Below are 25,525 nucleotides of genomic sequence, written 5' to 3'. Positions count from 1 at the left end.
GTCAGGCCTCCTCGGTCTGGGGCCGGCGCGCCGGCAGGGGGTGCCGGGCTTCCGCAACGGCCCGCTCGAAATCGGCCGCCCGCGCATCCGACGTGTGTTCGGCGAGAACCCGCGCCCGCGCCGCCTCGGCGATCCGCCGGAGTTCAGCGTCCGACATCGCCAGCGCCGCCAACGCGTCCCCGGTGTCGTGGCCGACCAGGATCTCCCGCCCCGGCGCGAAGAAGGCATCGAGCCCGTCCCACCAGTCGGTCAGGATCGCGGCCCCCGACGCGGCGGCCTCGAACAGGCGGCCGGAGGGGCACCAGCCCGATTGGGCCATGGCCCGCCGGGTGACGTTGAGGGTGAGCCGCGAGGAGGCGTAGAAGGCCGGGTGCGCCTCCGGGGCCAGGTGGCGCAGGAAGTAGATGTTGTCCGTCCAGGGGAAGTCGGCCGGGTATTGCGCCCCCGCGATGACGAAGCGCAGGTCGGGCCGCCGCTGCGCCGGCTCGATGAGCAGCGCCGTCAGCCGGTCCTGCCGGTCCGCCGCGTAGGTGCCGATGAAGGAGAGGTCGCCCGCGAAGACCGGGTCCCGGCCCGCCGGACGGTACTGGCCCGGGTCGACATGGCCGTAGAGCGGCACCGCCCTCCGGGCCCCGAGCCGATCCCGCAGCGCCTGGAGCGCCGGGCCGCCCGTATAGCTGAGCACCAGGTCGAAGTCCCGGAACCCGCGTGGCCCCACGTAGGAGGCGGCCCCGCCGTCGCCGAGACGGGAGAGCGTCACGGGCGTGTCGAGGTCGTAGAAGACCTTCAGGGGCCGCGCCGCCTCGAGCACGAGGTCGGATGCCGCCAGTCCGTCGGGGCAGTAGGACGTCACCATGGCGACGTCCGCGTCCTCGAGATGGGACCGGAACACCCCGCGGAAATCCTCGAAATCGTCGTAGAGGATCAGGTCCCCGCCCGGAATCTCCCAGAGATCCCGGTTCATCGCGTAGTAGGGCACGTCCTTCTCGCAGAAGACGACGGTCCATCCGCGCTTCGCCAGCGCGCCGACGAGTCCGCGCCACAGGGTCGCGTGGCCGTTCCCCCAGGAAGACGAGATGGTCAGGCCGAAGACCACGAGCTTCACGGGGCGCCTCCGCCGGCCGGGGTCACGTTGAGGGCCAGGAGCTTCGCGCCCCAACTCCCGGCCGCGATGGTGGTGACCGACGCCGGGGCGATCTCGAAGCGGTGGATCCGGTCGAGCGACAGCCCGAGCACCTCGGCGACCGCGGCCTTGATGACGTCCGCGTGGCTGACGAGCACCCCGGTGCGCCCGCCGAGGCGGGCCGCGAAACGGGCGAGGTGGACGGTGATCCGCGCCTTGGCAGCCGCCATGGACTCGCCCCCCGGCGGGCAGCCCGCCGCGCGATGCTCGTTCCAGCGCCGCCATTCGGGATCGGGATCGAGCGCCTCGAAGGGCTTCAGCGTCCAGGCCCCGAAGTCGATCTCGTCCGCCTCCGCGACGGTCTCGGGCTCGACCCCGACGGCCGCCGCGATCGCCTGCGCGGTTTCGCGCGCCCGCTCCCGCGGGCTCGTCTCCACCGCCGCGACCGGCAGGCCCGAGAACCAGTCGGCCAGATGCCCGGCCTGCACCCGCCCGGCCTCGCCGAGACCGAAACCCGGCGCCCGGCCGGTCAGCACGCGCCCGACGTGGTCGTGGGCGGCATGGCGGACGAGGTGGATCACCGCGCTGCCGACCGCGCCCTCGTCCGGGGGGGCGATGTCGCCGGGCCCGCTCACTCCGCCGCCTCCCGGGCTGCCGCCGGCGCATCCCCGGCGATGAAGGCGAGCGTGCGCGCCCGCGCCTCCGCGTCCGTGAACTGCTGCGGCGGCGACTTCATGAAATAGGACGACGGCCCGACCAGCGGCCCCGCCAGGCCCCGGTCCAGGCCGAGCTTGGCGCAGCGCACCGCGTCGATGACGATCCCGGCCGAATTGGGCGAATCCCAGACCTCGAGCTTCACCTCGACGGTGAGCGGAACGCCCCCGAAGGTCGTGCCCTCCATGCGGATGTGGGCCCACTTGCGGTCGGTCAGCCAGGGCACGTAGTCGCTCGGTCCGACATGCACGTTGCCGGGCTCGAGTTCGACGTCGAGCTGGCTCGTGACCGCGCGCGTCTTGGAGATCTTCTTCGATTCCAGCCGCTCGCGCTCAAGCATGTTCTTGAAGTCGCTGTTGCCGCCGAAATTGAGCTGGTAGGTCCGGTCGAGCCGCACGCCACGCTCCCGGAACAGGTTGGTGAGCACCCGGTGCACGATGGTCGCGCCGACCTGGCTCTTGATGTCGTCTCCGACGATGGGCAACCCGCGCGCCCGGAAGCGGTCGGCCCAGGCCGGGTCGGAGGCGATGAAGACCGGCATGCAGTTGACCAGGCCGCAGCCCGCCGCCAGCGCCGCCTCGGCGTAGAACTCGGCCGCCTTCTGGGAGCCGACCGGCAGGTAGGAGACGAGCACGTCCACCCCGGCCTCGCGCAGTACCGCGGCCACTTCGACGGGAGCCTCGGGGGATTCCGGAATGTCGGCACTGAGATATCGCCCCAGGCCGTCCAGCGTCGGCCCACGCGCGACCGTCACCCCCGTGGGTGCCACGTCGGCGAAGCGGATCGTGTTGTTGGGCTCCGCCTGGATCGCCTCCGCGAGATCCCGGCCGACCTTGGCGGCCGCCACGTCGAAGGCGGCGACCACCTCGATGTCGGCGACGCCGTATCCGCCGAGATCGGCGTGCACCAGCCCGGGCCCTGGCTCGTTGCTGCGCGCGTCGCGGTAGTAGGCGAGCCCCTGCACGAAGGATGACGCGCAGTTTCCGACGCCCACGATCCCGACGCGAACCTTATTCTTGCCCAAAGCCGCGCTCCCTTGCAGGACCCGTCCGCCGCCCCTCCGCAGCCGGAGGGGCCGGTTTCGAACGGCGGCGGTGGAGGTTTGTTCCCGCCCGGGACGCGGTGTCCCGCGAGCCTCTTGCATCCGCGGCGGGAGGGCCTATCCATACGGGTCTGTCGGGAAGGGGGCGTGACGGCCGATGCGGGATCCCTTGTTCTTCTTCGGCTCGCTGCGCGACGCCGACCTCTTCGCCATCGTGGCCGGCAGGCCCCTCGGCGACTTCGCGGTGACCGCGGCCGTGCTGGTCGACCGCCGGGCGGAGCGCGCCGAGAACGAGGCCTATCCGGTCCTGGTCGAGGCCCCGGGGGCGCGCGCGGAGGGCATCCTGGTCCACGGGCTCGACCCGGAGATCGTCGCCCGCATCGCCTTCTACGAGACCACCGACTACGTGCTCGGCCCCGTCGAGGTCGTCGCCGGCGGCGAGCCCGTGGCGGCGCACTGCTTCCACGCCACCGAGATCCTGCCCTCATCGGGGGAATGGTGGTGCATCGACCACTGGTCGCGCGCCGGCAAGCCCCTCGCCCTGCACGCGGCCGAGCTCGCCATGGGCCACTACGGCCGGGTGAGTCACGAGGACGTTGCGGCGGTCTGGCCGGAGATCTACCGGGAGGCCGCCCGCCGCCTCGCCGCCGCCGAACGGCTGAGCGCCTGAGCTGCTGTCCGGCAGAATTGCGGGCCTCGGCAGAACGGACGCGAAATGCCCATAGGGCAACCGCTAGACCTCCTAAGCAGAAACGCTGAGTATTCGGCCAACCGCACCGCGCCGTCACTTGGGGGCTAAAGTCTAGGGCTCTGCCGAAGTCGACCTTTCGTCCCACGACGAAAGTCTGTCGGCTCGTCTATGGACCTCGTCGCGGGATTAGAGATAATGCCCGCCGGAAGCGGAGGAGGCCGCGCCCTGCCGGGCGCCGGCGGCCCCGTTCGAAAGAACCCTGCAGGGAGGTGGGTATGTCCGAGAACGTGTTCCCGGTGCCGGAATCGGTCGCCAAATCGGCTCTGATCGACGACGCCAAGTACAAGGCCATGTACGAGCGCTCGGTCAGCGATCCGAACGGCTTCTGGGGCGAGCAGGCGAAGCGCATCGACTGGATCGAGCCCTTCACCAAGGTCAAGAACACCTCGTACGATCCGCACAACGTGTCGATCAAGTGGTTCGAGGACGGCACCCTCAACGTGTCGGCCAACTGCGTCGACCGCCACGCCGCCTCCCGTCCGAACCAGACCGCGATCATCTGGGAAGGCGACGACCCGAACGAAGCCAAGCACATCACCTACGCCCAGCTGAAGGACGAGGTCTGCCGCTTCGCCAACGTGCTGAAGGCCTCCGGGGTCAAGAAGGGCGACCGCGTCACTATTTACCTTCCGATGATCCCCGAGGCGGCCTACGCGATGCTGGCCTGCGCCCGCATCGGCGCCGTCCATTCGATCGTCTTCGGCGGCTTCTCGCCCGATAGCCTCGCGGGCCGCATCGAGGACTGCGCCTCCGCGGTGGTGATCACCGCCGACGAGGGCCTGCGCGGCGGCCGCAAGGTGCCGCTGAAGGCCAACGTCGATGCCGCGCTCAAGAAGGTCGACGTGGTCAGCACCGTGTTGGTCGTGCGCCGCACCGGCGGTGCCGTCGAGATGGCGGCCGGCCGCGACGTCTACTACGACGAGGCCGCCGCGAAGGTCTCGACCGACTGCCCGGCCGAGCCGATGAACGCCGAGGATCCGCTGTTCATCCTCTACACCTCGGGCTCGACCGGCAAGCCGAAGGGCGTCCTGCACACCACCGGCGGCTACCTCGTCTACGCCTCGATGACGCACGAGTACGTCTTCGACTACCATCCCGGCGAGGTCTACTGGTGCACCGCCGACGTGGGCTGGGTCACGGGCCACAGCTACATCGTCTACGGCCCGCTCGCCAACGGCGCCACCTCGGTGATGTTCGAGGGCATCCCGACCTACCCGAACCCGGGCCGCTTCTGGGAGGTGGTCGACAAGCACAAGGTGAACATCTTCTACACCGCCCCGACTGCCATCCGCTCCCTGATGGGCGCCGGCGAGGGCCACGTGAAGAAGACGTCCCGCGCCTCGCTCCGCATCCTCGGTTCGGTCGGCGAGCCGATCAATCCGGAAGCCTGGATCTGGTACTACAACGTGGTCGGCGACGCCCGCTGCCCGATCGTCGACACCTGGTGGCAGACCGAGACCGGCGGCATCCTGATCACGCCGCTGCCGGGCGCGACGCCGCTGAAGCCGGGCTCCGCCACGCGGCCCTTCTTCGGCGTCCAGCCGGCGGTGGTCGACGCGGAGGGCAACATCCTCTCCGGCGCGACCGAAGGCAACCTCGTGATCCTGGACAGCTGGCCGGGCCAGATGCGCACGGTCTTCGGCGACCACGAGCGCTTCGTGCAGACCTACTTCTCGACCTACAAGGGCATGTACTTCACCGGTGACGGCTGCCGGCGCGACGCCGATGGTTACTACTGGATCACCGGTCGCGTCGACGACGTCATCAACGTCTCGGGGCACCGGATGGGCACCGCCGAGGTGGAGAGCGCGCTCGTGGCGCACCCGAAGGTCGCCGAGGCCGCGGTCGTCGGCTACCCGCACGACCTCAAGGGCCAGGGCATCTACGCCTACGTGACCCTGATGACCGGCATCGAGCCCACCGAGGAGTTGCGCAAGGAGCTGGTCGCCTGGGTCCGCAAGGAGATCGGCCCGATCGCCTCGCCCGACCTGATCCAGTTCTCGCCCGGCCTGCCCAAGACCCGCTCGGGCAAGATCATGCGCCGCATCCTGCGCAAGATCGCCGAGGACAGCTTCGACAGCCTGGGCGACACCTCGACCCTCGCCGACCCGACCGTCGTCGAGGACCTGATCGAGAACCGCCAGAACCGCAAGGTCGGTTGATCCCGGTCTTTCAGCCTGCGACAGCCTGCGAGGGCCCCGGGAGCGATCCCGGGGCCTTTTCGCGTGCCGGGCAAGACCGACGCGGTGCCGGAAGGGCCGGACCCGGGACGGATGCGGCCCCGATCTGGCGGCCCCGATCTGGCGACCTCCGGCGGGCGTGATAGGATGACGGGAAGCACGAGGGCGCCATGGCCGAACGCGAGCCGCAACGGATGACACTCGACGCGTTCCTGGCCTGGGAGCGCGATCAGGAAGACCGGTACGAACTCGTCGACGGCCGGCCGATGGCCATGACGGGGGGCACGCAGGCGCACGACCTCGTCCGGGGGAACATCTTCGCGGCCCTCAAGGAGCGCCTGCGGGGGAAGCCGTGCCGCGCCTACATCGACGTCAAGCTCGTCTGTCCGTCAGGCAACAGCCGCTATCCGGACGTGCAAGTCGATTGTGCTCCCGTGGATCGCGACGCGGTCACCAGCCGCAGCCCGGCCCTCGTCGTCGAAGTCCTGTCCCGGTCCACGATGGCGACCGATGTGCTGGTCAAGCACGGCGACTACCAGTCGGTGCCTTCGATCGAGACCTGTGTCGTCTTCTGGCAGGACCGGCCGAAGGCCGTTCTCCATCGCCGGATCGGCTCGCACCTCGTCCGGGCCGAGGACGTCGAAGGCCTCGACGCCGCCGTCGCGGTGCCTGGCCTCGACCTGAACCTGCCGCTCTCGGTCGTCTACGACGGCGTGCCGCTGGACGCATCCCGCTGACGGCTCAGAAGTCGACCGCGATCCCCTTCGTCTCCCAGTCGCCGTAGCGCACCGGTTCCGGGCCCTTGCGGCCCTGGATCTCGCGCGGGGCCGGAGCCGCCTCCGCCTCGGCGGCGAGACGGCGCCTCTCCTCCGCCTCCCTGAGGGCGCGCTGGGCGGCGGGCGGCAGGTCCTCGAAGCGGGGCCTCGGGGGCGTGGCGGGCTCGGCGTCAGGAACGGGGCCGGTGGAGACGGGGTTGTCGGGCATGAAACACCGGGTCAGCGTAAGCGCGGCCTTGCGCTTGCGGGAGATCTGTGGGCTTCCCATCATATAGGCGAGGCTCGGGACCACCGCCATCGGACGATGGATCATGCCCCCGGCCGGACGAGGACGACGACGACCATGAACTACTTCAAGACGGCGCTGCTCCTGGCCGCCCTCACGGCCCTGTTCATGGGCGTCGGATTCCTGATCGGCGGCCAGAACGGCATGGTCATCGCGTTCCTGGTCGCGGTCGCCATGAACCTCTTCAGCTACTGGAACTCGGACAAGATGGTGCTCTCCATGCACCATGCCGAGGAGGTCGACGAGACCACCGCGCCGGACTTCGTCCGCATGATCCGCCGGCTGTCCGAGAATGCCGGCCTGCCGATGCCGCGCGTGTACCTCATCCACGAGGACCAGCCGAACGCCTTCGCGACCGGCCGCAACCCGGAGAACGCCGCCGTCGCGGCGACCGTCGGCCTCCTGCAGCGGCTGACCCCCGAGGAGGTCGCCGGCGTCATGGCCCACGAACTCGCCCACATCAAGAACCGCGACACGCTGATCATGACCCTCACGGCCACGATCGCCGGCGCCATCTCGATGCTCGCCAACTTCGCCTTCTTCTTCGGCGGCAACCGCGAGAACAACAACCCCCTCGGCTGGGTCGGCGCCATCGTGGCGGCCGTGGTGGCGCCCTTCGCCGCCATGGTCGTCCAGATGGCGATCAGCCGGACCCGCGAATACGCGGCCGACCGCATGGGCGCCGAGATCTGCGGCCAGCCGCTCTGGCTCGCCTCGGCGCTGGACAAGATCGCCGGCGCGGCGCATGCCATCCCGAACCCGACGGCCGAGCACAATCCGGCCACGGCCCACATGTTCATCATCAACCCCCTGACCGGCCAGGGCATGGACAACCTGTTCTCCACCCACCCGAACACCGAGAACCGCATCGCCGCCCTGGTCTCCCTCGACCGCGAGATCGGCGGCGGGGGCGGCGGCGGCTCGAGCGAGCCCGCGGGCGGCAACCGCTACGCGTCCGCCCCGCGCGGCGGCGCCTTCGCGGGCGACCGCTTCCCGACCGCCGACCGGCCGCGCTCGGCCGTTCCGCCGGCCGGCCGCGGGGCCGGCCGCCGGGGCCCCTGGGCATGAGCCGCGCGCCCGACGCGCGGCGTCCCGCCAGAAACCCGTCCGAGACCCAGCCCCCGCCCCGCATCGGCCTCGCCGCCCGGCGCATCGCCGCCGACGTGCTCGGCCGCGTGCTCGACAAGGGCCGCCCGCTCGACCAGGAGCTCGACGACAAGGCGGCCACTACCCTCTACCAGTCGCTGATCGCCAAGGACCGCGCCCTCGTGCGCGCCATCGTGGGCACGACCCTGCGCCGCCTTGGCCAGATCGACCACGCCCTCTCGCGCCTGATCGACCGCCCCCTCCCCGAGAAGGCCGCGCGCGCCCGCGCCATCCTGCGCATCGGCGCCGCCCAGATGCTCTTCATGGACGTGCCCGACCATGCCGCCGTGTCGGTCGCCGTCACCCTCGCGGACGAGGACCGGCTCGGCCGCCCCTGGAAGGGGCTCGTCAACGGCGTGTTGCGGGGTCTCGCCCGCCGCCGCGACGAGATCCTGTCCGCCCAGGATCCCGAACGGCTCAACACCCCCGACTGGCTCTGGGAGCGCTGGGTCGCCGCCTACGGCGAGCCCGTCGCGCGCGCCGTCGCGCGGGCCCACATGAACGAGCCCAGCCTCGACCTCTCGGTCAAGGCCGACGCGGCCGGCTGGGCGGAGCGTCTCGGCGGCTTCGTGCTGCCGACCGGCACGGTGCGCACCGAGGGCGGCGGCACCGTCGACGGCCTGCCGGGCTACGCCGACGGAGCCTGGTGGGTGCAGGACGCCGCCGCCTCCCTGCCCGCGAGGCTCCTGGGCGACGTCGCCGGCCTGCGCGTCGCTGATCTCTGCGCCGCCCCGGGGGGCAAGACCGCGGAACTCGCCGCCGCCGGGGCGGTCGTGACCGCCGTCGACCTGTCGCCCGACCGCCTCGCCCGTCTCGCCCGCAACATCGAGCGCCTGCGCCTCTCCGGCGTCACCACCGTCGCGGCCGACCTGACGGCCTGGAGCCCGGACGCCCCCTTCGACGCCGTCCTGCTCGACGCGCCCTGCTCGGCCACCGGCACCATCCGCCGCCATCCGGACGTCGCCCGCCTGAAGACCCCGGAGGACGTCGCCGCCCTCGCCGGCCTGCAGTCCCGGCTGCTCGACCGCGCCGCCGGCTGGGTGAAGCCCGGCGGCCGCCTCGTCTACTGCACCTGCTCGCTCGAGCCCGAGGAAGGCGAGGACCAGATCGCCCGCTTCCTCGCCGCCCATCCGGGCTTCCGCCGCGAGCCGATCCGCCCCGAGGAGATCGGCGGCCTCGCCGAACTCGTGACCGCCTCCGGCGACCTGCGCACCCTGCCCTGCCACCTGCCGGATCCCGATCCGAAGCGGGCCGGGCTCGACGGCTTCTTCGCCGCGCGGCTGGTGGCGCCGGGGCCGTGACGCCGGGCTCCCGCGGCCTCGCGCGGTGGGGGCTCGGGGACCTCTCTCCGGTGGACCTCGGAGGCATTTGACCGCACTGTCGTCCGGGGCCGATTCGTCGGGGAACCTGCGGCGTGCGGCGGTCCCGGGGGGAGTGGTGCGTAGATGGCGGCGGGTCGCCTCAGGAGCGGGATGACGGCGTCGCGCCTCGTCGCGGTCGAGCTCGGCCGCCGCTGGACCGTCGCGCTCGTCCGCACCGGGCGCCGTGCCACCCGCGCCTTTCAGCCGGTCGCCGACCGCATCGCCATCGCGCACCAGGACATCCGCACCGCCGATCCGACGGTCGCCGCCGACATCCACGTGGGCCGCTATGTCTTCGCCGGCCGCGCCGTGGACGCCGATCCGCGCTCGCCCTTCGAGGTCGAGCCGCCCTCCGCGGGCTGGGCGCGGCAGTTGCACGGCTTCGGATGGCTGCGCCACCTGCGCGCCGCCGACCACCCGGCCTACCGGGAGGACGCCCGCCGTCTCGTCGAGGACTGGCTTCGCCTCGGCCAGAGGGCGCCCTTCGCCTGGGAGGAGGAGGTCGCGGCCCGCCGCCTGCTCTCCTGGCTCGCCCACTCGCCCATGCTGATCGACGGCTGCGACGCCGAGTTCTACCAGGCGCTCCTCGACGCCGTCACCACCCACACCCGCTTCCTGCGCGACCATATCGACCGGGTGCCCCCCGGCCTGGCCAGGATCCGCGTCGCCGTCGCGCTCCTGGCAGCGGCGGTGTCGGTGGAGAGCTTCCGCAAGCTGGTCCGCCTCCAGGTCAAGCGGCTGGACGAGGAGCTCTCCCGCCAGATCTTCCCCGACGGCGGCCATGTCGGACGCAACCCGTCCGCCATCCTGGAGATCCTGGTCGACCTCCTGCCCGTCCGCGAGGTCCAGGCGGCGCGCGGCATCCCGGTCAGCCCCGTGGTGATGAGCGCCATCGACCGGATGATGCACCTGCTGCGCTTCTTCCGGCACGGCGACGGGGCCCTCGCCCTCTTCAACGGCGCGGGCGCCACCTCCATGAGCCTGCTCGCCTCGGTCCTCGTCTACGACGACGCCCGCAGCCGCCCGCCCGGCAACGCCCCGCATTCCGGCTACCAGCGCCTGGAGGCGGAGGGCACGATCGTGATCATCGACTGCGGCACGCCCCCGCCGCCCGGCTTCAGCCGCGAGGCCCACGCCGGCTGCCTCTCCTTCGAGATGTCGAGCGGCCGCCAGCGCCTGATCGTCAACTGCGGCGCCTTCCCGCTGTCGCCCGAATGGCGCGAGCTGGCGCGCTCCACCGCCGCCCACTCGACCGCCTGCCTGGCCGACCGCTCGAGCGCCACCTTCGCGGCCGGCGCCGTCGCCCGCATGCTCGGGCCGGTGATCGTCGACGGCCCGCGCACCGTCTTCGTCGACCGGCAGGAGCACGAGGGCGCGGTCGCGGTGATCGCCGGCCACGACGGCTACGAGGCGCGCTTCGGCATCCTGCACGAGCGCACGCTGCGCCTCGCCCCGCAGGGCGATCGCCTCGACGGTCGCGACCGCCTCTTCGCCGAGGGCCGGGTGGCCGCGCCCGTCCCCTACGCGATCCGCTTCCACCTGCATCCGAACATCCGGGTGAGCGCGCTCGAGCCCGGCATCGTCATGCTGCTCGCCCCCGACGGCGAGAGCTGGGAGTTCCACGCCCCCGGCCACGCGGTGCGCATCGAGGACTCCGTCTTCCTCGCCGACCCGCACGGCGCCCGCCGGACCCAGCAGCTCGTCATCGAGGGAACGACCCCGGCCGAGATCCGCTGGACCCTCGTCCGCGCCACCTCGGCCCGCGACGCCCGGCGCGGGTGAGGGCGGCCCGTCTCCGAGACGGGCCGATCCTGCCCGACCGCCCGGCCTGAGACGGCCGGGTCGGAAAGGTTGGCGACCGGCAGGAGGCGCCGCGGCACCGCGGCCGCGACGGCAGTCCCCCGCATGGCCCCGCCCGAGTCGAAACGCGAGTCTCCTCCGCGGTTTGAGGTCGCCCCGACCCGGCTTGACTCTGGGGCCGGGCTCTGGAATCCATAGGAACGAATAGAGAACACGGATGACTCGCCAGGTGGCCGAACCATGGACCGTCAGGTTCCGGGAGGGACGGATATTGCCGATCTGCGGCGCCGGATCGCGGCCCTCGAGGGGGTCGCGGCCGCGACCCTGCGGCTCGAGCCCGCGCTGCCCCGGGCGGGCAGGCGCGGACGCGGTCCGCGTCAGCTCGAGGCGGCCCCGGGGCACCCCCGGGGGATCCCGGACGGACCGGCCCGCACGGCCCCGGAGCCTCCCGGCACGGCAATCTCCGCCCCGCCCCCCTCGCCCGGCGAGGTTTGCTCGCTGCGCGCGGCGGGCGTCCTGCCCTTCGGCGTGGAGGCGCTGGACGGCCGCTTCGCCGGCGGCGGCCTGCCGCTCGGCGCCCTGCACGAGCTCGGCGCCGCCGAGACCCGGGACGTCGGCGCCCTCGCGGGCTTCGCGGCGGCGCTCGCGGTCCGGGCCGCCGAGGCCCGGGCGGGCGCGGTGGTCTGGACGGTCGACCGGACGAGCCCCGGCGAGGCCGGCCGGCCGCATGCCCCCGCCCTCCACGCCCTCGGCCTCGACCCGGGCCGCATCGTCTTCGTCGAGGCGGCCGACGCCGGCGACGTCCTCTGGGTGCTCGAGGAGGCGCTGACGAGCCGCGGCGTGGCCGTCGCGCTCGGCGAGATCCGCGGCAACCCCCGGCCGCTCGACCTGACCGCCACCCGCCGGCTCGCGCTCCGCGCCCGGGCCCTGGGCGGCCTCGGCCTGATCCTGCGGACGGCCGCCGCGCCCGAGCCGACCGCCGCCGCCACCCGCTTTCGCGTCGCGAGCCGGCCCGCCGCGACCCTCGGGGGCTTCGCCGAGGGGGTCGGGCGCCCGGCCTGGCGGGTGGAGCTGACCAAGAACCGTGACGGCCGCCTCGGCGGCCTCGACCTGACGTGGGACCATCATGAGCGCGCCTTCAGAGCCCTGCCGCCGGATCCTGTCGCTCTTCCTGCCGCGCCTGCCGACGGACCGCCTGATCCGCGAGGCGCGGGGCAGGTCCTGGCGCTCCGGCGCTTCTCCTGACCCGGCCTCGCCGGGCGTGCCGCCCCGGACCGCCGCGCCCGCCGCCGGGAGCCTCGTCGAGACGGCCGACGCGGTCGCCTCCGGGGCGACCCGCCTCGCCCGCCGCATCGGCCAGGCGACCTGGGTGCCCCCGGCGGACGCGGAGGCCCCCTGGGAGCCCGGCACGCCCGGCTCCCCGCGTCAGCGGACAGGGGCGGGCATCGTCCCCCCGATCGCGGTGGTCGCCCGCAGCGGCAACGCCCTCCGCCTCGCCGCCGTCGACGAGGTCGCCGCCGCCCGGGGCCTCGCCGCCGGCCTCGGCCTGGCGGACGCCCGCGCCCGCGTGCCCGACCTCCTGGTGGCGGAGGCCGACGAGCCGGGCGACCGCGCGCTCCTGGCGACGATCGCCGACTGGTGCGACCGCTGGACCCCCCTCGTCGCCCTCGACGAGGATCCCCGCCCCGGCCTGCCGCCCTTCGGCCTCTTCCTGGAGATCGGCGCCTCCGCGCATCTCTTCGGCGGCGAGGCCGCGCTCGCCGCCGACCTCCTCGCCCGCCTGCACGCGCAGGGTTTTGCGGCCCGTGCCGCCGTGGCGGACACGCCCGGCGCCGCCTGGGCGGCCGCCCGCTTCGCCGCCCCGGAGCCGCCCCCGGGCCGGCGCGGCGCCCCCGTGGCGGTCGCCTCCGGAGCCGAGGGCGACCTCCTGGCGAGCCTGCCGCTCGCCGCCCTCCGCCTCTCCCCCGACACGGTCGCGGGCCTCGAGCGCGTCGGCCTCAAGACCGTCGGCGCCGTCATGGACCTGCCGCGCGCCCCCCTCGGCCGCCGCTTCGGCCCGGACCTGATCCGCCGTCTCGACCAGGCCCTCGGCCGCGAGGAGGAGCCCCTCGTGCCGCGCCGGCCGGTCCCCGCCCTGGTGGCCGAACGGCGCTTTGCCGAACCGATCCTGTCGGAGGCGGACGTCGCCCGGACGGTCCGCTCCCTGGCCGCCCACCTCGCCGGGCCCCTGGAGACCAGGGCCGAGGGGGCGCGCGGGCTGGAGCTCGCCCTCTTCCGCGTCGACGGGCTGGTCACCCGCATCGCGGTCGGCACCAGCCGGCCCCTGCGCGATCCCGCCCGCATCCTCCGCCTCTTCGCCGAGAAGCTCGGACGGCTCGGCGACGAGATCGACCGCGGCTACGGCTTCGAGACCGTCCGCCTGGCCGTCACCGCCGCCGACCGGGCCGACCCGGCCCAGATCGACCTCGCCGGCGACGCCGAGGCCGAGGCCGACCTCGCCGCGCTGGTCGACCGCATCGGCGCGCGCCTCGGCACCGGACGGGTGCTCCGCGCCCTCCCGGAGGCGACCCACATCCCCGAGGACGCCGCCGTCCTGGTCCCCGCCGTGACCGCCGGCCCCGCCGCCGAGGCCGCCTGGACTCCCGAGCCCCGCCCGGACGCCGACGAGGCGGTCGAGCGGCCGGTCCGCCTGTTTCCCCGCCCGGAGCCGATCGAGGCGGTCGCGGCGGTGCCGGAGGGCCCGCCCGTCCGCTTCCGCTGGCGCCGCGCCACCTACGACATCGCCCGCTACGAGGGCCCGGAGCGCATCGCCGCGGAGTGGTGGCTGACCGCGCTCCCGCCCCCTGCCGCCGAGCCCCCGCCCCCGGACGGGCCCGACGCCCCCCGGGTGGAGCCGCGCCGACCGGCCCCCGACCGCACCTCCGGCGAACTCTACGGCCTCTCCGACGCCGCCCTGCCCCCCACGCCGTCGCGGCCCGACGCCGCCGCTGCCACGCCGCCGTCCCCGGGAGGCAGGCCGCCGGCGGGCTCGGCATTCTCGGCGTCTACGGCCCCGGCGAGGCCCCCGGACCCCTCCGGGCGGCCTCCCGGTCCGGCCTCCGGTCTCCGGGGTCCGCCGGCCGGCGATCTCCCCGGGCGCTTCCTCGCCAAGACCGACCCGCGCTCGGGCCCGCTCGCCACGCCGGACACGCCCAGCGCCCGGAGCGACCCGCCGCGGGGCCGCGCCGTGCCCGCCCCGGCCGCCCCCGGCCCCGCCCCGGACCCGGACCGGACCCTGATCGAGCCCGATGCCCTCCCGCCCGGCACGCCCGGCCTGACCCGCGACTACTTCCGGGTCGAGGACCGCGCCGGCCGCCGCTTCTGGGTCTTCCGCGAAGGGCTCTACGGCCGCGAGACCGCCCGGCCGCGCTGGTTCGTGCAGGGCATCTTCGCATGATCGCGCCCATGCCCGGCGCGCGCGACGCCCCGCCCTACGCGGAGCTCGCCGTCGCCACCAACTTCTCCTTCCTGCGCGGCGCCTCCCACGCCGAGGAGATGGCGGTCGCCGCCGCCACCCTCGGCCTGCACGGCTTCGCGGTCGCCGACCGCAACACCCTGGCGGGCGTGGTGCGCGCCCACATGGCCGCCAAGGAGACCGGTGCCCGCTTCCGGGTCGGCTGCCGCCTCGCCTTCGTGCCCCCCGGCGAACCCGCAGGCGAGATCCGCCGCGCCGCCAACGAGGACCCCGCCGACGTCGCCGACCTCCCCCCCGCCGGGCCGGACGCGGCCACCTTCCCGCGCCTGGTCGGAGGCCAGGACGGCGACACCTCCCGCCCCGCCGACCCCGACGGCTCGGCATTCCGGCCAAGCGCCCGGGCCGGCGGGCCGCCCCGGAGCCGCCCCGCGCCGGACGGCACGCTCCTGCGCCGCTTCGCGAGCCTGGTCCCGCCCGGCCCGCCCGAGCCCGCGACCCCCGACATCCTCGCCTGGCCGACGAACCGCGCCGCCTACGGCCGCCTCTGCCGCCTCCTCACCCTCGGCAACCGCAGGGCCGGGAAGGGCGGCTGCCGCCTCGTCCTGGAGGACCTGCTCGCCTGGGGCGAAGGCCTGATCCTCGCCCCCCTGGCCGGCCGGGTCGGCGGCGCCGACGGCCGCCGCCTCGCCGAGACGCTCGACCGACTGCGCGCCGCCTTCGGGCGCGACAACGTCCGCCTCGCCGTCGGCCTCGCCTACGGCCCCGGCGACCGCCGCCGCCTCGCCGCCGCCCGGGCCATCGCCGAGGCCGCGGGCGTGAAGCTCCTCGCCGTCGGCGACGTCACCCAGCACGTCCCCGAGCGCCGTCCCCTCGCCGACGTGCTGGCCTGCATCCGCGAGCATGTCGACCTGAAGAGCGCCGGCCGGCTCCTCTCGGTCAATGCGGAGCGGCACATGAAGGGCGGCGAGGCCATGATGCGCCTCTTCCGCGACCACCCGGCGGCGGTCGCCGAGAGCGTGGCGGTCTTCGACCGGCTCGGCTTCTCGCTCGACGAACTGCGCTACGAATACCCCGACGAGCCGGTCGGCGACGCCGCGACCCCGCAGGAGGCCCTCGTCCGCCTCACCTGGGAGGGCGCCGCCCGCCGCTATCCGCAAGGCGTGCCCGACAAGGTCAGGGCCACCGTCGAGCACGAGTTCGGCATCATCGGCGAACTCGGCTACGCCCCCTACTTCCTGACCGTCCACGACATCGTCCGCTTCGCGAAATCCCGCGGCATCCTGGCCCAGGGCCGCGGGTCGGCCGCCAACTCCGCCGTCTGCTTCTGCCTCGGCATCACCGAGGTGGATCCGGACCGCGCCGACCTGCTCTTCGAGCGCTTCGTCAGCCCGGAACGCCGGGAGCCGCCCGACATAGACGTCGATTTCGAGCACGAGCGGCGCGAGGAGGTGATCCAGTACATCTACGGGAAGTACGGCCGCGACCGCGCCGGCCTCGCCGCGACCGTCATCTCCTACCGGGCCCGCTCCGCCGTGCGCGAGGTCGGCAAGGCTTTCGGCCTCTCCGAGGACGCGGTCGACACCCTCGCCGGCACCCTCTGGGGCTGGGGCTCCAAGCCCGTCGACGAGACGGAGGTGCGGCGCGTCGGCCTCGACCCGGCCGACCCGACCATGGCCAACGTGATGGCGCTCTCCGCCGAGATCGCCGGCTTCCCGCGCCACCTCTCCCAGCATGTCGGCGGCTTCGTCATCACCCGCGGCCGGCTCGACGAGGTGGTGCCGATCCAGAACGCCGCCATGGAGGACCGCACCGTCATCGAATGGGACAAGGACGACATCGACGCGCTCGGCATCCTGAAGATCGACATCCTGGCGCTCGGCATGCTGACCTGCATCCGCAAGGCCTTCGACCTCGTCCGTCGCCACTACGGCCGCCCCCTGACCCTGTCGGCCATCCCCGCCGAGGACCCCGAGACCTACCGGATGATCCAGCGCGCCGACACGATCGGGGTCTTCCAGATCGAGAGCCGCGCCCAGATGACCATGCTGCCGCGCCTGAAGCCGGCGACCTTCTACGACCTCGTCATCGAGGTCGCGATCGTCCGTCCCGGCCCCATCCAGGGCGACATGGTGCACCCCTACCTGCGTCGCCGGCAGGGTCTCGAACAGGTTTCTTATCCGTCTAAGGAACTGGAAAGTGTTCTCTCCAAGACCCTCGGGGTGCCGCTATTCCAGGAGCAGGCCATGAAGATCGCCATCGTGGCGGCGGGCTTCACCCCCGCCGAGGCCGACAAGCTCCGCCGCGCCATGGCGACCTTCAAGCGCGTCGGCACGATCGGCTCCTTCCAGGAGAAGATGATCCGCGGCATGGCCGAGCGCGGCTACGACCCGGCCTTCGCCGAGCGCTGCTTCCGCCAGATCGAGGGCTTCGGCGAATACGGCTTCCCGGAGAGCCACGCGGCGAGCTTCGCGCTGCTCGTCTACGCCTCGGCCTGGCTCAAGTGCCACTACCCCGACGCCTTCGCGGCCGCCCTCCTCAACGCCCAGCCGATGGGCTTCTACGCCCCCGCCCAGATCGTCCGCGACGCGCGCGAGCACGGCGTCGAGGTCCGCGCCGTGGACGTCAACCTGTCCCGCTGGGACAACACCCTGGAACGCGGCCCCCATGCCGCCGAGCGCCTCGCCCCGCGCCACCGCTCCATGGAGGACCACATCTGGTCGAGCCACGCCGTCCGCCTCGGCTTTCGCCAGATCAAGGGGCTCCGCGAGGTCGACATGGAGCGGCTCGTCGGCGCGCGCGGCAGCGGCTACGACTCGCTGCGCGACGTCTGGCTGCGCACCGGCCTCGACCGCTCCGTCCTGGAGCGCCTCGCCGACGCCGACGCCTTCCGGTCCATCGGCCTCGACCGGCGCGACGCGCTCTGGGCCGCCAAGGGCCTCGGCGGCGGCGGCGCGGCGGCGCGCCTGCCCCTCTTCGACGCCCCCGCCTCCGCGGCGCGCGAGCGCGAGCCCGACGTGGCGCTGCCCCCCATGCCGCTCGGCGAGCACGTGGTCAACGACTACCGCTTCCTGTCCCTGTCCCTGAAGGCGCACCCGCTCGCCTTCCTGCGCGAGCGCCTGGCGGGCATGCGCGTGATGGCCTCCGAAAGGCTGGAGACGGTCCGCTCCGGCACCCGCCTGCGCGTCGCCGGCCTCGTGCTCGTCCGCCAGCGTCCGGGCTCGGCCAAGGGCGTCATCTTCATGACCATCGAGGACGAGACCGGGGTCGCCAACATCATCGTCTGGCCGAAGGTCTTCGAGGCCTTCCGGCCGATCGTCCTCGGCGCCCGCCTGATCGCCGTCGACGGCCGCCTGCAGAGCGAATCCGGCGTCATCCACGTGGTCGCCGAGAAGGTCCACGACCTGACGCCGCTCCTCGCCGCCCTGTCGTCCGACGCCGGCGACCTCCAGGCCCTCGCCAACGCCGACGAGGTGAAGCGGCCCCAGGCCGACATGCGCGAGAAGATCAAGCCCGCGAGCCGCCTCCAGCGCCTCGTCGCCGAGATCCCGGATCTCGCCGACGACCTCGAGCAACTCTCCCGGAAGACGAGCCGCGTCCTTCCCAAGGGACGGAACTTCCAGTGAGCCGGGCGCCCCGCCCCGGCCGCATGGGATCGGGAGGTCGGCGGGGCGCCGCGCGAGGCCGAGGTCAAGCAGCCGTGACCGCGTTGACGCGCTTGTCATGCGCTTTCACCGGGGTGCTGCCGTAGTCTGATGGCGGTGTCGCCTCCGTCCTCCCTCCGAAGGATCCGCCATGAGATACGACGTTCCGCTGCTCCGCCAGGACGTCAGCCCGATCTGCTACGTGGTCTCGGCCGCGATGATACAGGCCTACTGGCAGGGAACCGCCGGGACCGCCTTCGACACCCCCCACCTCACCGGCGGCGCCGACCCGACCAACAGCTGCATTCCCGCCGCCGCCGTCCCCGGGCTCTACACCGAGCGGCTCGAACGGGCAGGCTTCGCCCTCATCAAGAAGCCCACCAGCCCCTTCACGAAGACCGACATCGACGGCAAGCTCCGCCTCTGCGGGCCGCTCCTGCTCAACCACTTCGTCGCGAACTTCAACTACGGACAGGCGCGCGGCGGCAAGCAGCCCGCCAATGCGGACGGCATCCATGCCGTCGTCATCACCGGCATCGAGGGCGACCGCGCCTTCTTCAACAATCCATGGGGCGACAAGGACGTCGAGATCCCGTCGAGCGACCTGCTCGCCTCGATCGACCAGTCCTACTCCCATCCCTACAACGCGCTCTTCTACGCCGTCGCGTCCCCGATGGCCCAGAACATCCTCGACTGAACCCGACAGGACGCCCCGGGTGTCCGGCGAGGCCGAACGGCCGGCGAAGGGTTATTTCTGCGCCCGGATGTAGGCCACCAGGTCCGCGATCTCGGTTCGCGCCAGGTTGAGGTCCTGCATCCGCGAATGGGCCTTGTCGGGCGATGTCAGCAGGCTCGTGAGGTTTTCGGGGGTCCGTTCAGGCTTCGCCGCAATCGCCGAGAAGCCGGGCACGTCGGCACTCGCCGTCTTCTGGTCCGGCGCCACCACGTGGCACTCCGCGCACCAGCGCCGGGCGAGCCGTTCGCCATTGGCCACATCGGCCGCCACCGCGCACGATCCCCCGAGGAGAAGGAGAGCCGTCGCCGCGAGCCCCGCCAAGCCGTTCCTGCCCATGCTCTTCTCCTCGTTTCGCGGCGGCACTGCCCCGCCGCCCGCATCATGGCCGCCCCGACCCTAGCCCGGCAAGGCTCGCCGGTCATCCGAAGCAATACGGAAGTCCGCCGGCCGCCGAGGCTCTCTCTGATAGATTGCTTTCCGACCGCTCGCGACGGCCGGCTTGCCCCCGGTTCGGCCGAGGACTCGAAGGAGACGCAGCATGGACCGGTTCACAGGCGGATGCCTCTGCGGCGACGTCCGGATCGAGGCGACGGGCCGCCCCTACCGGGTGGGCCTCTGCCACTGCCTGGATTGCCGCAAGCATCACGGGGCCCTGTTCCACGCCTCCGCGATCTTCCCCGAGGATGCGGTGACGATCGCCGGCGAGACCCGCGACTACGCCGGGCGCTTCTTCTGCCCGCGCTGCGGCTCCTCCGTCTTCTCGCGCACGGCGGACGAGATCGAGGTCCACCTCGGCGCCCTGGATGCGCCCGACCGGCTGGTGCCGACCTACGAGAGCTGGATCGTCCGCCGTGAATCCTGGCTGCCGCCATTCCCGCTGGCGCGGCGCTACGACCGCGATCGCGACCCCTCGACCCGCTTTGAGGACTAGGCAGGGCCCAGCCTCGGGGGCCGGACCGCAGTCCCGCATCAGGTCTCGGGCAGCACCTCCGGAAGGAAGCGCGACCGCTCCATGAGGAAGTGCCGGGCCACCTCCCGGGCTGCCCGCACGGCCTCGCCCGGTGCGCAACCGCGCAGGAGGGCGTCGATCAGGCCCGCCGCGAAGGCATCGCCCGCGCCCGTGCTGTCGTGGGTCTCCACCGATGCCGGAGGCCCGACGCTTTCGAGCGGCACGCCGTCCTCCCAGATCCCTACCGGCCCGGCCCCGTCCGTCAGCACGAAGAGACCGGACGGCACGCCCCGGCAGGACGCCGCCAGGTCGCGGATCGCCCCGACGTCGCGGTCCGGGAAATCGGAGCGGCCCGCGACCAGCACGCCCGCCGGACGCCGCTCGCCGGCTTCCAGAGGCACCTGAGCGACCGAGCGGGGCGCGGCCGCCAGCGCCGCTACCCCGTCCGGCCCGAGCCGGCGCACGTTGACGTAGACGAGATCGGCCCCGCCCGCCTCGAAGCCCTCGATCGGTTCGGCTTCGGCATCGACCGGCGCCAGGATGGTGCGCTCTCCCTGCGGATCGACCAGGACATCGAGCGGCCGGGTCGGGCCGGCGGGGGCGCCGGCGGAGACCAGGCGCAGGCCGAGACCCCTCGCCACCGCCGCGGCCCGCAGTCCCGGATCGTCCGTCGCCATGCGGCAGACGAGGTCGACCGCGTGCCCCATGCGGGCCAGCACGGCCCCGGTCACGAGCCCGCCGCCGCCCGCGCGCAGCCGCACTGACAGCACCCCGTGCCGCCCGCCCGGCACCAGCGGCCTGGCGAGCCGGTGCACCCGGTCCACATTGACCCCGCCAACGACCACGATGCGGGCCACGCCGTCCTCCTCCGCCGCCACCGGCGATGCGCGCCCATCCTGCCACGCCCGGAGCCCACGGGGGAGGCATCCCTGGTCCGTCTGGCTCGATGGCGCAGAGCCCTGAGGCGCTCTTCGGAGCTACCGGTTGCGGACCCGACCGGTCCTCCGCAGGTGCCCCTCAGCTCGCCTGCTCCAGCGCCGCAAGGGCCCTCTGGAGCGCCAGGACGACGCTGCGCCTGGCGTCACCGCGCGGGGCCTGCCGGATGTCGCCCGCCGGGCCGAGCCTGAGGAGGGTCTCACCGTCCAGCCTCAGCTCCAGGCCGCGCTCGGCCGACACGAAGGCGACGCCGATCGCGGCACCGGCACGCCAGACCTGCCGGCACGCCCGCACGGTGCCGTCCTGAAGGTTGAGCTCGAATGTGTCCGGGACCGTGATCTGGTGCGGGAAGACCACGAGCGCACCGCCCTCCGAAATGTTTCGGACCGTGCAGTCCACCGTGGAGTGCCGGTTGTTGAAGACGACCTGGCCGCCCTTCAGTGTCCGCCGGCGAGGCTGCTGCCGCCGCTCCTCCCGCGCCTCGTCCATGGCCGCAATCCCCCGGGTGTTCCTGTCGCAGGACCGATAGCACCGATCCGATTACCGGCCCCTTTCCGACGCTGTTCGGCAGCGGTCAGGCGGCGCGGCCCGGATCGGCCGCAAGACGTCGGTTGCCCGGCCACGGGCGACGTGGCCCGGCAACCCGGTTGGAGATTAAATTCATTTGAGGGCAGCAGCTTGGACAGGATCAACACCGAGCAAGCGGGCGCCAGGAAGGCGGGCAGATGGACGGATCGGCACCCGATTGGCGGGAGGGAGCGCGTGGCGCTCCAAATGCCCCGGGTTGCAATCGACCTGGCTTGACAAGTCATCGGCGACCATTGACCCGGAGAAACTAAAAAAATCGAGGGTCGACGGCGAATAAAAAACCCCGACGTCATTATATTCTGCTATGCTCTTTTTATAGCGACATTGTCGCTTTGGGCTCCAGCAAATCGATGATCATCATCGAGAACTGAGAGCCGACGGGAGAGTCGGATGAAAAACTCCATGCTTGCCCTCGTTTCACTGGTGTTTACTGTCGGCGTCGCAATCCTGCCGGTATCCCACGCATCGGCCGGACCGCCCGAGGACGTGAAGAGCGCCATGGAACTGCTCAAGTCGAAGACGGCAAAGCTTGGGCTGCCGAGCGTCCGTGGCCAGGACACTGTGGCGGGAAAGGCGGTGCCCGGTCTCTACTTCGGTGACACGAAATTGAACAACAACTTTACAGTCGTCGACGAAGTGCAGAAGGAAATGGGCGGGACCGCCACGCTGTTCGTGAAGAGCGGCGACGAATACGTGCGGGTGGCCACCAACGTCAAGAAGGACGACGGCTCGCGCGCGATCGGCACGGTGCTCGATCCCAAGGGCAAGGCGATCGCTTCGATCAGCAAGGGCGAGAGCTTCTTCGGAGACGTCGACATCCTGGGCAAGCCCTACACCACCGGCTACGAGCCGATCCGGGACTCGGCCAACCAGGTCGTCGGTGTCTATTACGTAGGATACCTGAAGCAGTGACGGGCCCGGCATAGCCGTCCGTTCCAGCCGGCCGGCATGGTCAGGGTGGAGGCGACGGCTCGGGCACCATCCGGGGTTACCGGACCACCGAGCGCACCGACCACCATTCTCGCTGACCGGTGCGCGACATCAACCTCATCCTGGACAGGACCGGGCCGAGTCATCGGCCCGGTCTGCGCCGTGCCGGACATCCGGGAGTGCTGAGCACTCGAGCAGGGCCGCAGCCGCCTCGAAAAATGCTCTGGTCAGAACCAACCTTGCGGGACCGCCCGGCGATTATCGTGGCTTTGATTGTGTGACCGTCATTGGCCCGAGGCACTGCGCCAGGCCAGAACAAACTAACGGCTCAAAGCCTTGACATTGGTGGAGCCGAGGGGAATCGAACCCCTGACCTCTGCAGTGCGATTGCAGCGCTCTCCCATCTGAGCTACGGCCCCGTTGGCCCGAAGCGAGCCCCCGTCTGGGATGGCGGCCATTTAGGGTGCCGGGCGGGGGGCTGCAGTGTGGCAGATATTCGAAACAAACCAGTCCGTTACGCTTTGTATGTTGCCACGCCCCGGCCCGGGCTGCAAGCTGCCTTGCGAACAACCGCCGCGGAACCGGCGCGGGCTATCTCTGCCGTCGTTGTGACAGGGCTGTGACACGGAGGGCCTTCGAGCGGACTCCTATCTTTCCATGTTCCTCAATCCGTTCGGCCAGGTACTGCAACGCCGTCAGCATCACGGCTCTTGCCCTTGGCCTGAGCGGGGTCATTCACGAACAGGCCTTTCACGCGCTCGATGATCACCGGAAAGGAACGCCACCACTCTTGGATGGCACCGCCCCTGTCAAACTCAGGAATTCGTTCGGGGTCCAGCGTGACGGTGGTCCCTAGTAGATGTCGGCGGCCTTGGCCCTCCCGATCTGGCTTTGCCACTCCCGGACTATAGGCAGCCCGGCTCGGCGTTGACGCCTAGCACGTCCCGAGCGGTTCGCGGCTGACATAAGGGTTCCCCCGACTGCCAATATGGTTCATTATATGCTAATATAGAATAATAAAAAGATTAACTTGTTCTTGCTTGGCGAAACGAAGCACGAGTGAGTTGGACATAATCGAAGAAGAGGGGGGAACAATCATGACTTACTGGCTAGGAACAGATGCGAACGAATTAAAGGTTGGCACGGTTTACGATGATATACTTGATGGCGCTGGCGGAAACGACACACTGGACGGTGGGCAGGGTTTTGATACTTTGAGAGGGGGTGACGGCGATGACGTATTGTATAGCCTTTTAAATGAGAACCCAGATTATTTGGACGGCGGGTCAGGTTTTGACACGGCCATAATTAACAGGGCGAATGCAACAGCCAACATCTTAATTGATTTGCGCGATCCGGGTACCCTCCAAGTCACAGCAGGAACTTATCTTGTTAACGTCGAGTGCCTAAGCTTTGTAAGCGGAAGCGGAAATGATACCGTATATGGTGGGCTTGGCGCCGACTACGTAGAAGGAAGGGGGGGGCATGACACGTTAATTGGTGATATTGGCTTTGATACGCTCATTGGTGGAGATGGTGACGACAGATTGTTCAGTGAGGACCCCGATATACTAAGCGGAGGCTCAGGAATAGATACTGTCGTCATTAATAGAGAGACCGCAGTAGTGGACTTCAACATTGATTTTTCAATTCCTATTAACCAAACGCTTGTAGATGGCACTTTGATATCTGGATTTGAGCAGTTGTTATTTTTTGGTGGCCTGGGATCGGATACTGTAAAAGGAGGATCACTTTCAGATCAGATTTACGGTGGAGATGGCAATGATAAATTAGATGGTAGCGGTGGGACTGATTTTATTTACGGCGAGGCAGGTAATGACATTCTTGATGGAGGAGATGGCGAGGACAGAATTTCTGGATCAATTGGAGATGACACAATTAATGGCGGTGCAGATCGTGATTATCTAGAAGGGGGCGACGGGAATGACACCTTTTTAGTAAGCGGGGATGACCTCCCGGACGACGTCTTCGGAGGTGCCGGAACCGACACGCTCGACTTGAGCGGATCCGCCTTCGCATTTAAGGTAAGTCTGGACCAATCGTTCTATGACCGCAAAATTGATCCGTATGGTCCCTTCCCGACAGATGTAGAGAATGTCGTCGGGTCGGTTGGTAGCGACACGATCATCGGAAATATTGTTGACAACGATCTCTACGGAGGTGACGGGAACGATACACTTGTTGGTGGTCTTGGAAATGATACACTGACCGGCGGAAATGGCATTGATACTGTGTCGTATCTAGGTGCTTCGTTACCAGTATATATCAACTTGGCAAACGGCACCGCAACAGGCGGTTCGGGAAAGGATAAGGTTACGGAGGTCGAAAACGTCATCGGCACTAACAGCGCCGACCGGATTTTTGGCTCGCTTGAAAACAACGTCCTTTACGGAGAGTCGGGCCGCGATACCATGGGTGGTGGTGGCGGTGATGACACGATTTATGGGGGTTCTGATGCCGATCGTCTCGACGGCCAGAACGGCAACGACCAGCTCATCGGGGGTGACGGAAACGACTTCCTCTTCGGAGGCGACGGTACTAAGGACGTTCTCGATGGCGGTGACGGAAATGATTATCTGGACGTCGGGAGAGACGGAGGGAGTGCGTCGGGTGGCATAGGGACCGATACCCTGATCGCAGGGTCTGGCTATAGTCACCTGGATGGGGGCGATGGCGTCGATACCGTAGACTACTCTTGGTGGCTACCGCGCGAGAATGGCGCGGGCCTGTATATTAGCCTTGACGACGGTCCCGTTCCTGGTTTTGCGCAAAGATTTGTCGACGGAAAGCAGGAAGTAATCGCTCGTCTCGCCAACATAGAGAATGTATTCGGCTCGAAGGGGGATGACACTATTGTTGGAAATGATTACAGCAATACTTTACGGGGGAATGGAGGTAACGACAGGCTCGTCGGAGGTGAGGGAGAGGATATCGCTGTATTCAGCGGGAAATTCGGCGACTACTATACGTATTTCGACAGTTATGGTCAGCTTAACGTCGTAGGTAAGGACGGCTGGGACATCCTCACTGGCATAGAAAAACTGCAGTTCGACGACGGACCAAAAGATGTTGATTATCTAATGATCTGACA

20 protein-coding genes and 1 tRNA gene are annotated in these 25,525 nt (G+C 70.5%); 13 read left to right on the top strand and 8 right to left on the bottom strand.

Translation table 11 applies throughout. From position 1 onward, the window contains the following. Position 1 precedes the first annotated feature (1 nt). Genes WBG79_RS16400 through WBG79_RS16390 form a run of 3 tightly spaced genes read right to left on the bottom strand, consistent with a single transcriptional unit; the run spans position 2 to position 2,861 of the window. Positions 2-1,105, bottom strand: a complete 1,104-nt coding sequence (locus WBG79_RS16400; protein WP_337358261.1) for a CgeB family protein — start codon at positions 1,103-1,105, stop codon at positions 2-4. Next, the gene (locus tag WBG79_RS16395) at positions 1,102-1,758 is read right to left on the bottom strand and encodes a histidine phosphatase family protein (protein WP_337358260.1); all 657 of its coding nucleotides are present in this window, start codon (positions 1,756-1,758) and stop codon (positions 1,102-1,104) included. The genes WBG79_RS16400 and WBG79_RS16395 overlap by 4 nt, the downstream gene beginning before the upstream one ends. Beyond that, entirely contained in the window at positions 1,755-2,861 is a 1,107-nt protein-coding gene (locus WBG79_RS16390; RefSeq protein WP_337358259.1) for an inositol-3-phosphate synthase, read from the bottom strand. Before WBG79_RS16390 ends, WBG79_RS16395 begins: the two co-directional genes overlap by 4 nt. A 175-nt stretch (positions 2,862-3,036) precedes the next feature. On the opposite strand from WBG79_RS16390, the gene WBG79_RS16385 reads away from it, so the two are divergent. From WBG79_RS16385 to WBG79_RS16375, 3 genes are all read left to right on the top strand, one after another. Then, a complete protein-coding gene (locus tag WBG79_RS16385; protein WP_337358258.1) occupies positions 3,037-3,549 on the top strand; it encodes a gamma-glutamylcyclotransferase family protein in 513 nt (170 codons plus the stop codon). Positions 3,550-3,845: 296 nt separating this feature from the next. Beyond that, positions 3,846-5,792: an acetate--CoA ligase gene (acs, locus tag WBG79_RS16380; protein WP_337358257.1), complete on the top strand. Its 1,947-nt coding sequence runs from the start codon at positions 3,846-3,848 to the stop codon at positions 5,790-5,792. Between the two features lie 188 nt (positions 5,793-5,980). Further along, a complete protein-coding gene (locus tag WBG79_RS16375; RefSeq protein ID WP_337358256.1) occupies positions 5,981-6,547 on the top strand; it encodes a Uma2 family endonuclease in 567 nt (188 codons plus the stop codon). Positions 6,548-6,551: 4 nt separating this feature from the next. On the opposite strand, the gene WBG79_RS16370 is transcribed toward WBG79_RS16375, so the two are convergent. Then, the gene (locus WBG79_RS16370) at positions 6,552-6,794 is read right to left on the bottom strand and encodes a DUF1674 domain-containing protein (RefSeq protein WP_337358785.1); all 243 of its coding nucleotides are present in this window, start codon (positions 6,792-6,794) and stop codon (positions 6,552-6,554) included. A 135-nt stretch (positions 6,795-6,929) separates the two neighbouring features. On the opposite strand from WBG79_RS16370, the gene htpX reads away from it, so the two are divergent. From htpX to WBG79_RS16335, 7 genes are all read left to right on the top strand, one after another. Then, positions 6,930-7,940, top strand: coding sequence for a zinc metalloprotease HtpX (htpX, locus tag WBG79_RS16365; RefSeq protein WP_337358255.1), 1,011 nt, complete (start codon positions 6,930-6,932; stop codon positions 7,938-7,940). Beyond that, positions 7,937-9,319: an RsmB/NOP family class I SAM-dependent RNA methyltransferase gene (locus WBG79_RS16360; protein WP_337358254.1), complete on the top strand. Its 1,383-nt coding sequence runs from the start codon at positions 7,937-7,939 to the stop codon at positions 9,317-9,319. The genes htpX and WBG79_RS16360 overlap by 4 nt, the downstream gene beginning before the upstream one ends. A gap of 171 nt (positions 9,320-9,490) precedes the next feature. Then, entirely contained in the window at positions 9,491-11,161 is a 1,671-nt protein-coding gene (locus WBG79_RS16355; RefSeq protein WP_337358253.1) for a heparinase II/III family protein, read from the top strand. A 258-nt stretch (positions 11,162-11,419) separates the two neighbouring features. Then, on the top strand, positions 11,420-12,424 hold the full coding sequence (locus WBG79_RS16350; RefSeq protein ID WP_337358252.1) for a hypothetical protein: 1,005 nt from the start codon (positions 11,420-11,422) through the stop codon (positions 12,422-12,424). Then, a complete protein-coding gene (locus WBG79_RS16345; protein ID WP_337358810.1) occupies positions 12,306-14,615 on the top strand; it encodes a hypothetical protein in 2,310 nt (769 codons plus the stop codon). The genes WBG79_RS16350 and WBG79_RS16345 overlap by 119 nt, the downstream gene beginning before the upstream one ends. Next, positions 14,612-18,256: an error-prone DNA polymerase gene (locus WBG79_RS16340; protein ID WP_337358251.1), complete on the top strand. Its 3,645-nt coding sequence runs from the start codon at positions 14,612-14,614 to the stop codon at positions 18,254-18,256. Before WBG79_RS16345 ends, WBG79_RS16340 begins: the two co-directional genes overlap by 4 nt. Positions 18,257-18,425: 169 nt before the next feature. Continuing rightward, positions 18,426-18,971 carry a papain-like cysteine protease family protein gene (locus tag WBG79_RS16335; protein WP_337358250.1) on the top strand — a complete coding sequence of 182 codons (546 nt, stop codon included), beginning with the start codon at positions 18,426-18,428 and terminating at the stop codon, positions 18,969-18,971. A 51-nt stretch (positions 18,972-19,022) separates the two neighbouring features. On the opposite strand, the gene WBG79_RS16330 is transcribed toward WBG79_RS16335, so the two are convergent. Continuing rightward, positions 19,023-19,346 (bottom strand): c-type cytochrome, encoded by a 324-nt coding sequence (locus tag WBG79_RS16330; protein WP_337358249.1) that lies wholly within the window; start codon positions 19,344-19,346, stop codon positions 19,023-19,025. 202 nt (positions 19,347-19,548) lie between these two features. On the opposite strand from WBG79_RS16330, the gene WBG79_RS16325 reads away from it, so the two are divergent. Beyond that, positions 19,549-19,941 (top strand): GFA family protein, encoded by a 393-nt coding sequence (locus WBG79_RS16325; protein ID WP_337358248.1) that lies wholly within the window; start codon positions 19,549-19,551, stop codon positions 19,939-19,941. 38 nt (positions 19,942-19,979) lie between these two features. Here the strand turns inward: WBG79_RS16325 and WBG79_RS16320 are convergent, their stop codons facing one another. Together WBG79_RS16320 and WBG79_RS16315 are read right to left on the bottom strand one after the other, a co-directional pair. Further along, positions 19,980-20,816, bottom strand: coding sequence for a PfkB family carbohydrate kinase (locus WBG79_RS16320; protein WP_337358247.1), 837 nt, complete (start codon positions 20,814-20,816; stop codon positions 19,980-19,982). A 160-nt stretch (positions 20,817-20,976) separates the two neighbouring features. Further along, positions 20,977-21,384, bottom strand: coding sequence for a PilZ domain-containing protein (locus tag WBG79_RS16315; RefSeq protein ID WP_337358246.1), 408 nt, complete (start codon positions 21,382-21,384; stop codon positions 20,977-20,979). 489 nt (positions 21,385-21,873) lie between these two features. Between WBG79_RS16315 and WBG79_RS16310 the strand changes: the two genes are divergently transcribed. Further along, positions 21,874-22,395: a Cache 3/Cache 2 fusion domain-containing protein gene (locus WBG79_RS16310; RefSeq protein WP_337358245.1), complete on the top strand. Its 522-nt coding sequence runs from the start codon at positions 21,874-21,876 to the stop codon at positions 22,393-22,395. A 361-nt stretch (positions 22,396-22,756) separates the two neighbouring features. On the opposite strand, the gene WBG79_RS16305 is transcribed toward WBG79_RS16310, so the two are convergent. Beyond that, a tRNA-Ala gene (locus WBG79_RS16305) sits at positions 22,757-22,832 on the bottom strand. 645 nt (positions 22,833-23,477) lie between these two features. On the opposite strand from WBG79_RS16305, the gene WBG79_RS16300 reads away from it, so the two are divergent. Further along, entirely contained in the window at positions 23,478-25,523 is a 2,046-nt protein-coding gene (locus WBG79_RS16300; RefSeq protein ID WP_337358244.1) for a calcium-binding protein, read from the top strand. Positions 25,524-25,525 lie beyond the last annotated feature (2 nt).

The organism is Prosthecomicrobium sp. N25 (assembly GCF_037203705.1).
Classification (GTDB): domain Bacteria; phylum Pseudomonadota; class Alphaproteobacteria; order Rhizobiales; family Ancalomicrobiaceae; genus Prosthecodimorpha.
Note: the sequence above shows the minus strand (reverse complement) of the source record. Positions and strands in the feature narration are given on the sequence as shown.

What these genes read in the sequence shown, in the direction of transcription:
- acs (WP_337358257.1), top strand. Translation starts at nt 3,846, where the DNA reads ATGTCCGAGAACGTGTTCCCGGTGCCGGAATCGGTCGCCAAATCGGCT.
- WBG79_RS16340 (WP_337358251.1), top strand. Translation starts at nt 14,612, where the DNA reads ATGATCGCGCCCATGCCCGGCGCGCGCGACGCCCCGCCCTACGCGGAG.
- WBG79_RS16330 (WP_337358249.1), bottom strand. Translation starts at nt 19,346, where the DNA reads ATGGGCAGGAACGGCTTGGCGGGGCTCGCGGCGACGGCTCTCCTTCTC.
- WBG79_RS16325 (WP_337358248.1), top strand. Translation starts at nt 19,549, where the DNA reads ATGGACCGGTTCACAGGCGGATGCCTCTGCGGCGACGTCCGGATCGAG.
- WBG79_RS16335 (WP_337358250.1), top strand. Translation starts at nt 18,426, where the DNA reads ATGAGATACGACGTTCCGCTGCTCCGCCAGGACGTCAGCCCGATCTGC.
- WBG79_RS16355 (WP_337358253.1), top strand. Translation starts at nt 9,491, where the DNA reads ATGACGGCGTCGCGCCTCGTCGCGGTCGAGCTCGGCCGCCGCTGGACC.
- WBG79_RS16315 (WP_337358246.1), bottom strand. Translation starts at nt 21,384, where the DNA reads ATGGACGAGGCGCGGGAGGAGCGGCGGCAGCAGCCTCGCCGGCGGACA.
- htpX (WP_337358255.1), top strand. Translation starts at nt 6,930, where the DNA reads ATGAACTACTTCAAGACGGCGCTGCTCCTGGCCGCCCTCACGGCCCTG.
- WBG79_RS16345 (WP_337358810.1), top strand. Translation starts at nt 12,306, where the DNA reads ATGAGCGCGCCTTCAGAGCCCTGCCGCCGGATCCTGTCGCTCTTCCTG.
- WBG79_RS16375 (WP_337358256.1), top strand. Translation starts at nt 5,981, where the DNA reads ATGGCCGAACGCGAGCCGCAACGGATGACACTCGACGCGTTCCTGGCC.
- WBG79_RS16370 (WP_337358785.1), bottom strand. Translation starts at nt 6,794, where the DNA reads ATGCCCGACAACCCCGTCTCCACCGGCCCCGTTCCTGACGCCGAGCCC.
- WBG79_RS16360 (WP_337358254.1), top strand. Translation starts at nt 7,937, where the DNA reads ATGAGCCGCGCGCCCGACGCGCGGCGTCCCGCCAGAAACCCGTCCGAG.
- WBG79_RS16350 (WP_337358252.1), top strand. Translation starts at nt 11,420, where the DNA reads ATGGACCGTCAGGTTCCGGGAGGGACGGATATTGCCGATCTGCGGCGC.
- WBG79_RS16385 (WP_337358258.1), top strand. Translation starts at nt 3,037, where the DNA reads ATGCGGGATCCCTTGTTCTTCTTCGGCTCGCTGCGCGACGCCGACCTC.
- WBG79_RS16310 (WP_337358245.1), top strand. Translation starts at nt 21,874, where the DNA reads ATGAAAAACTCCATGCTTGCCCTCGTTTCACTGGTGTTTACTGTCGGC.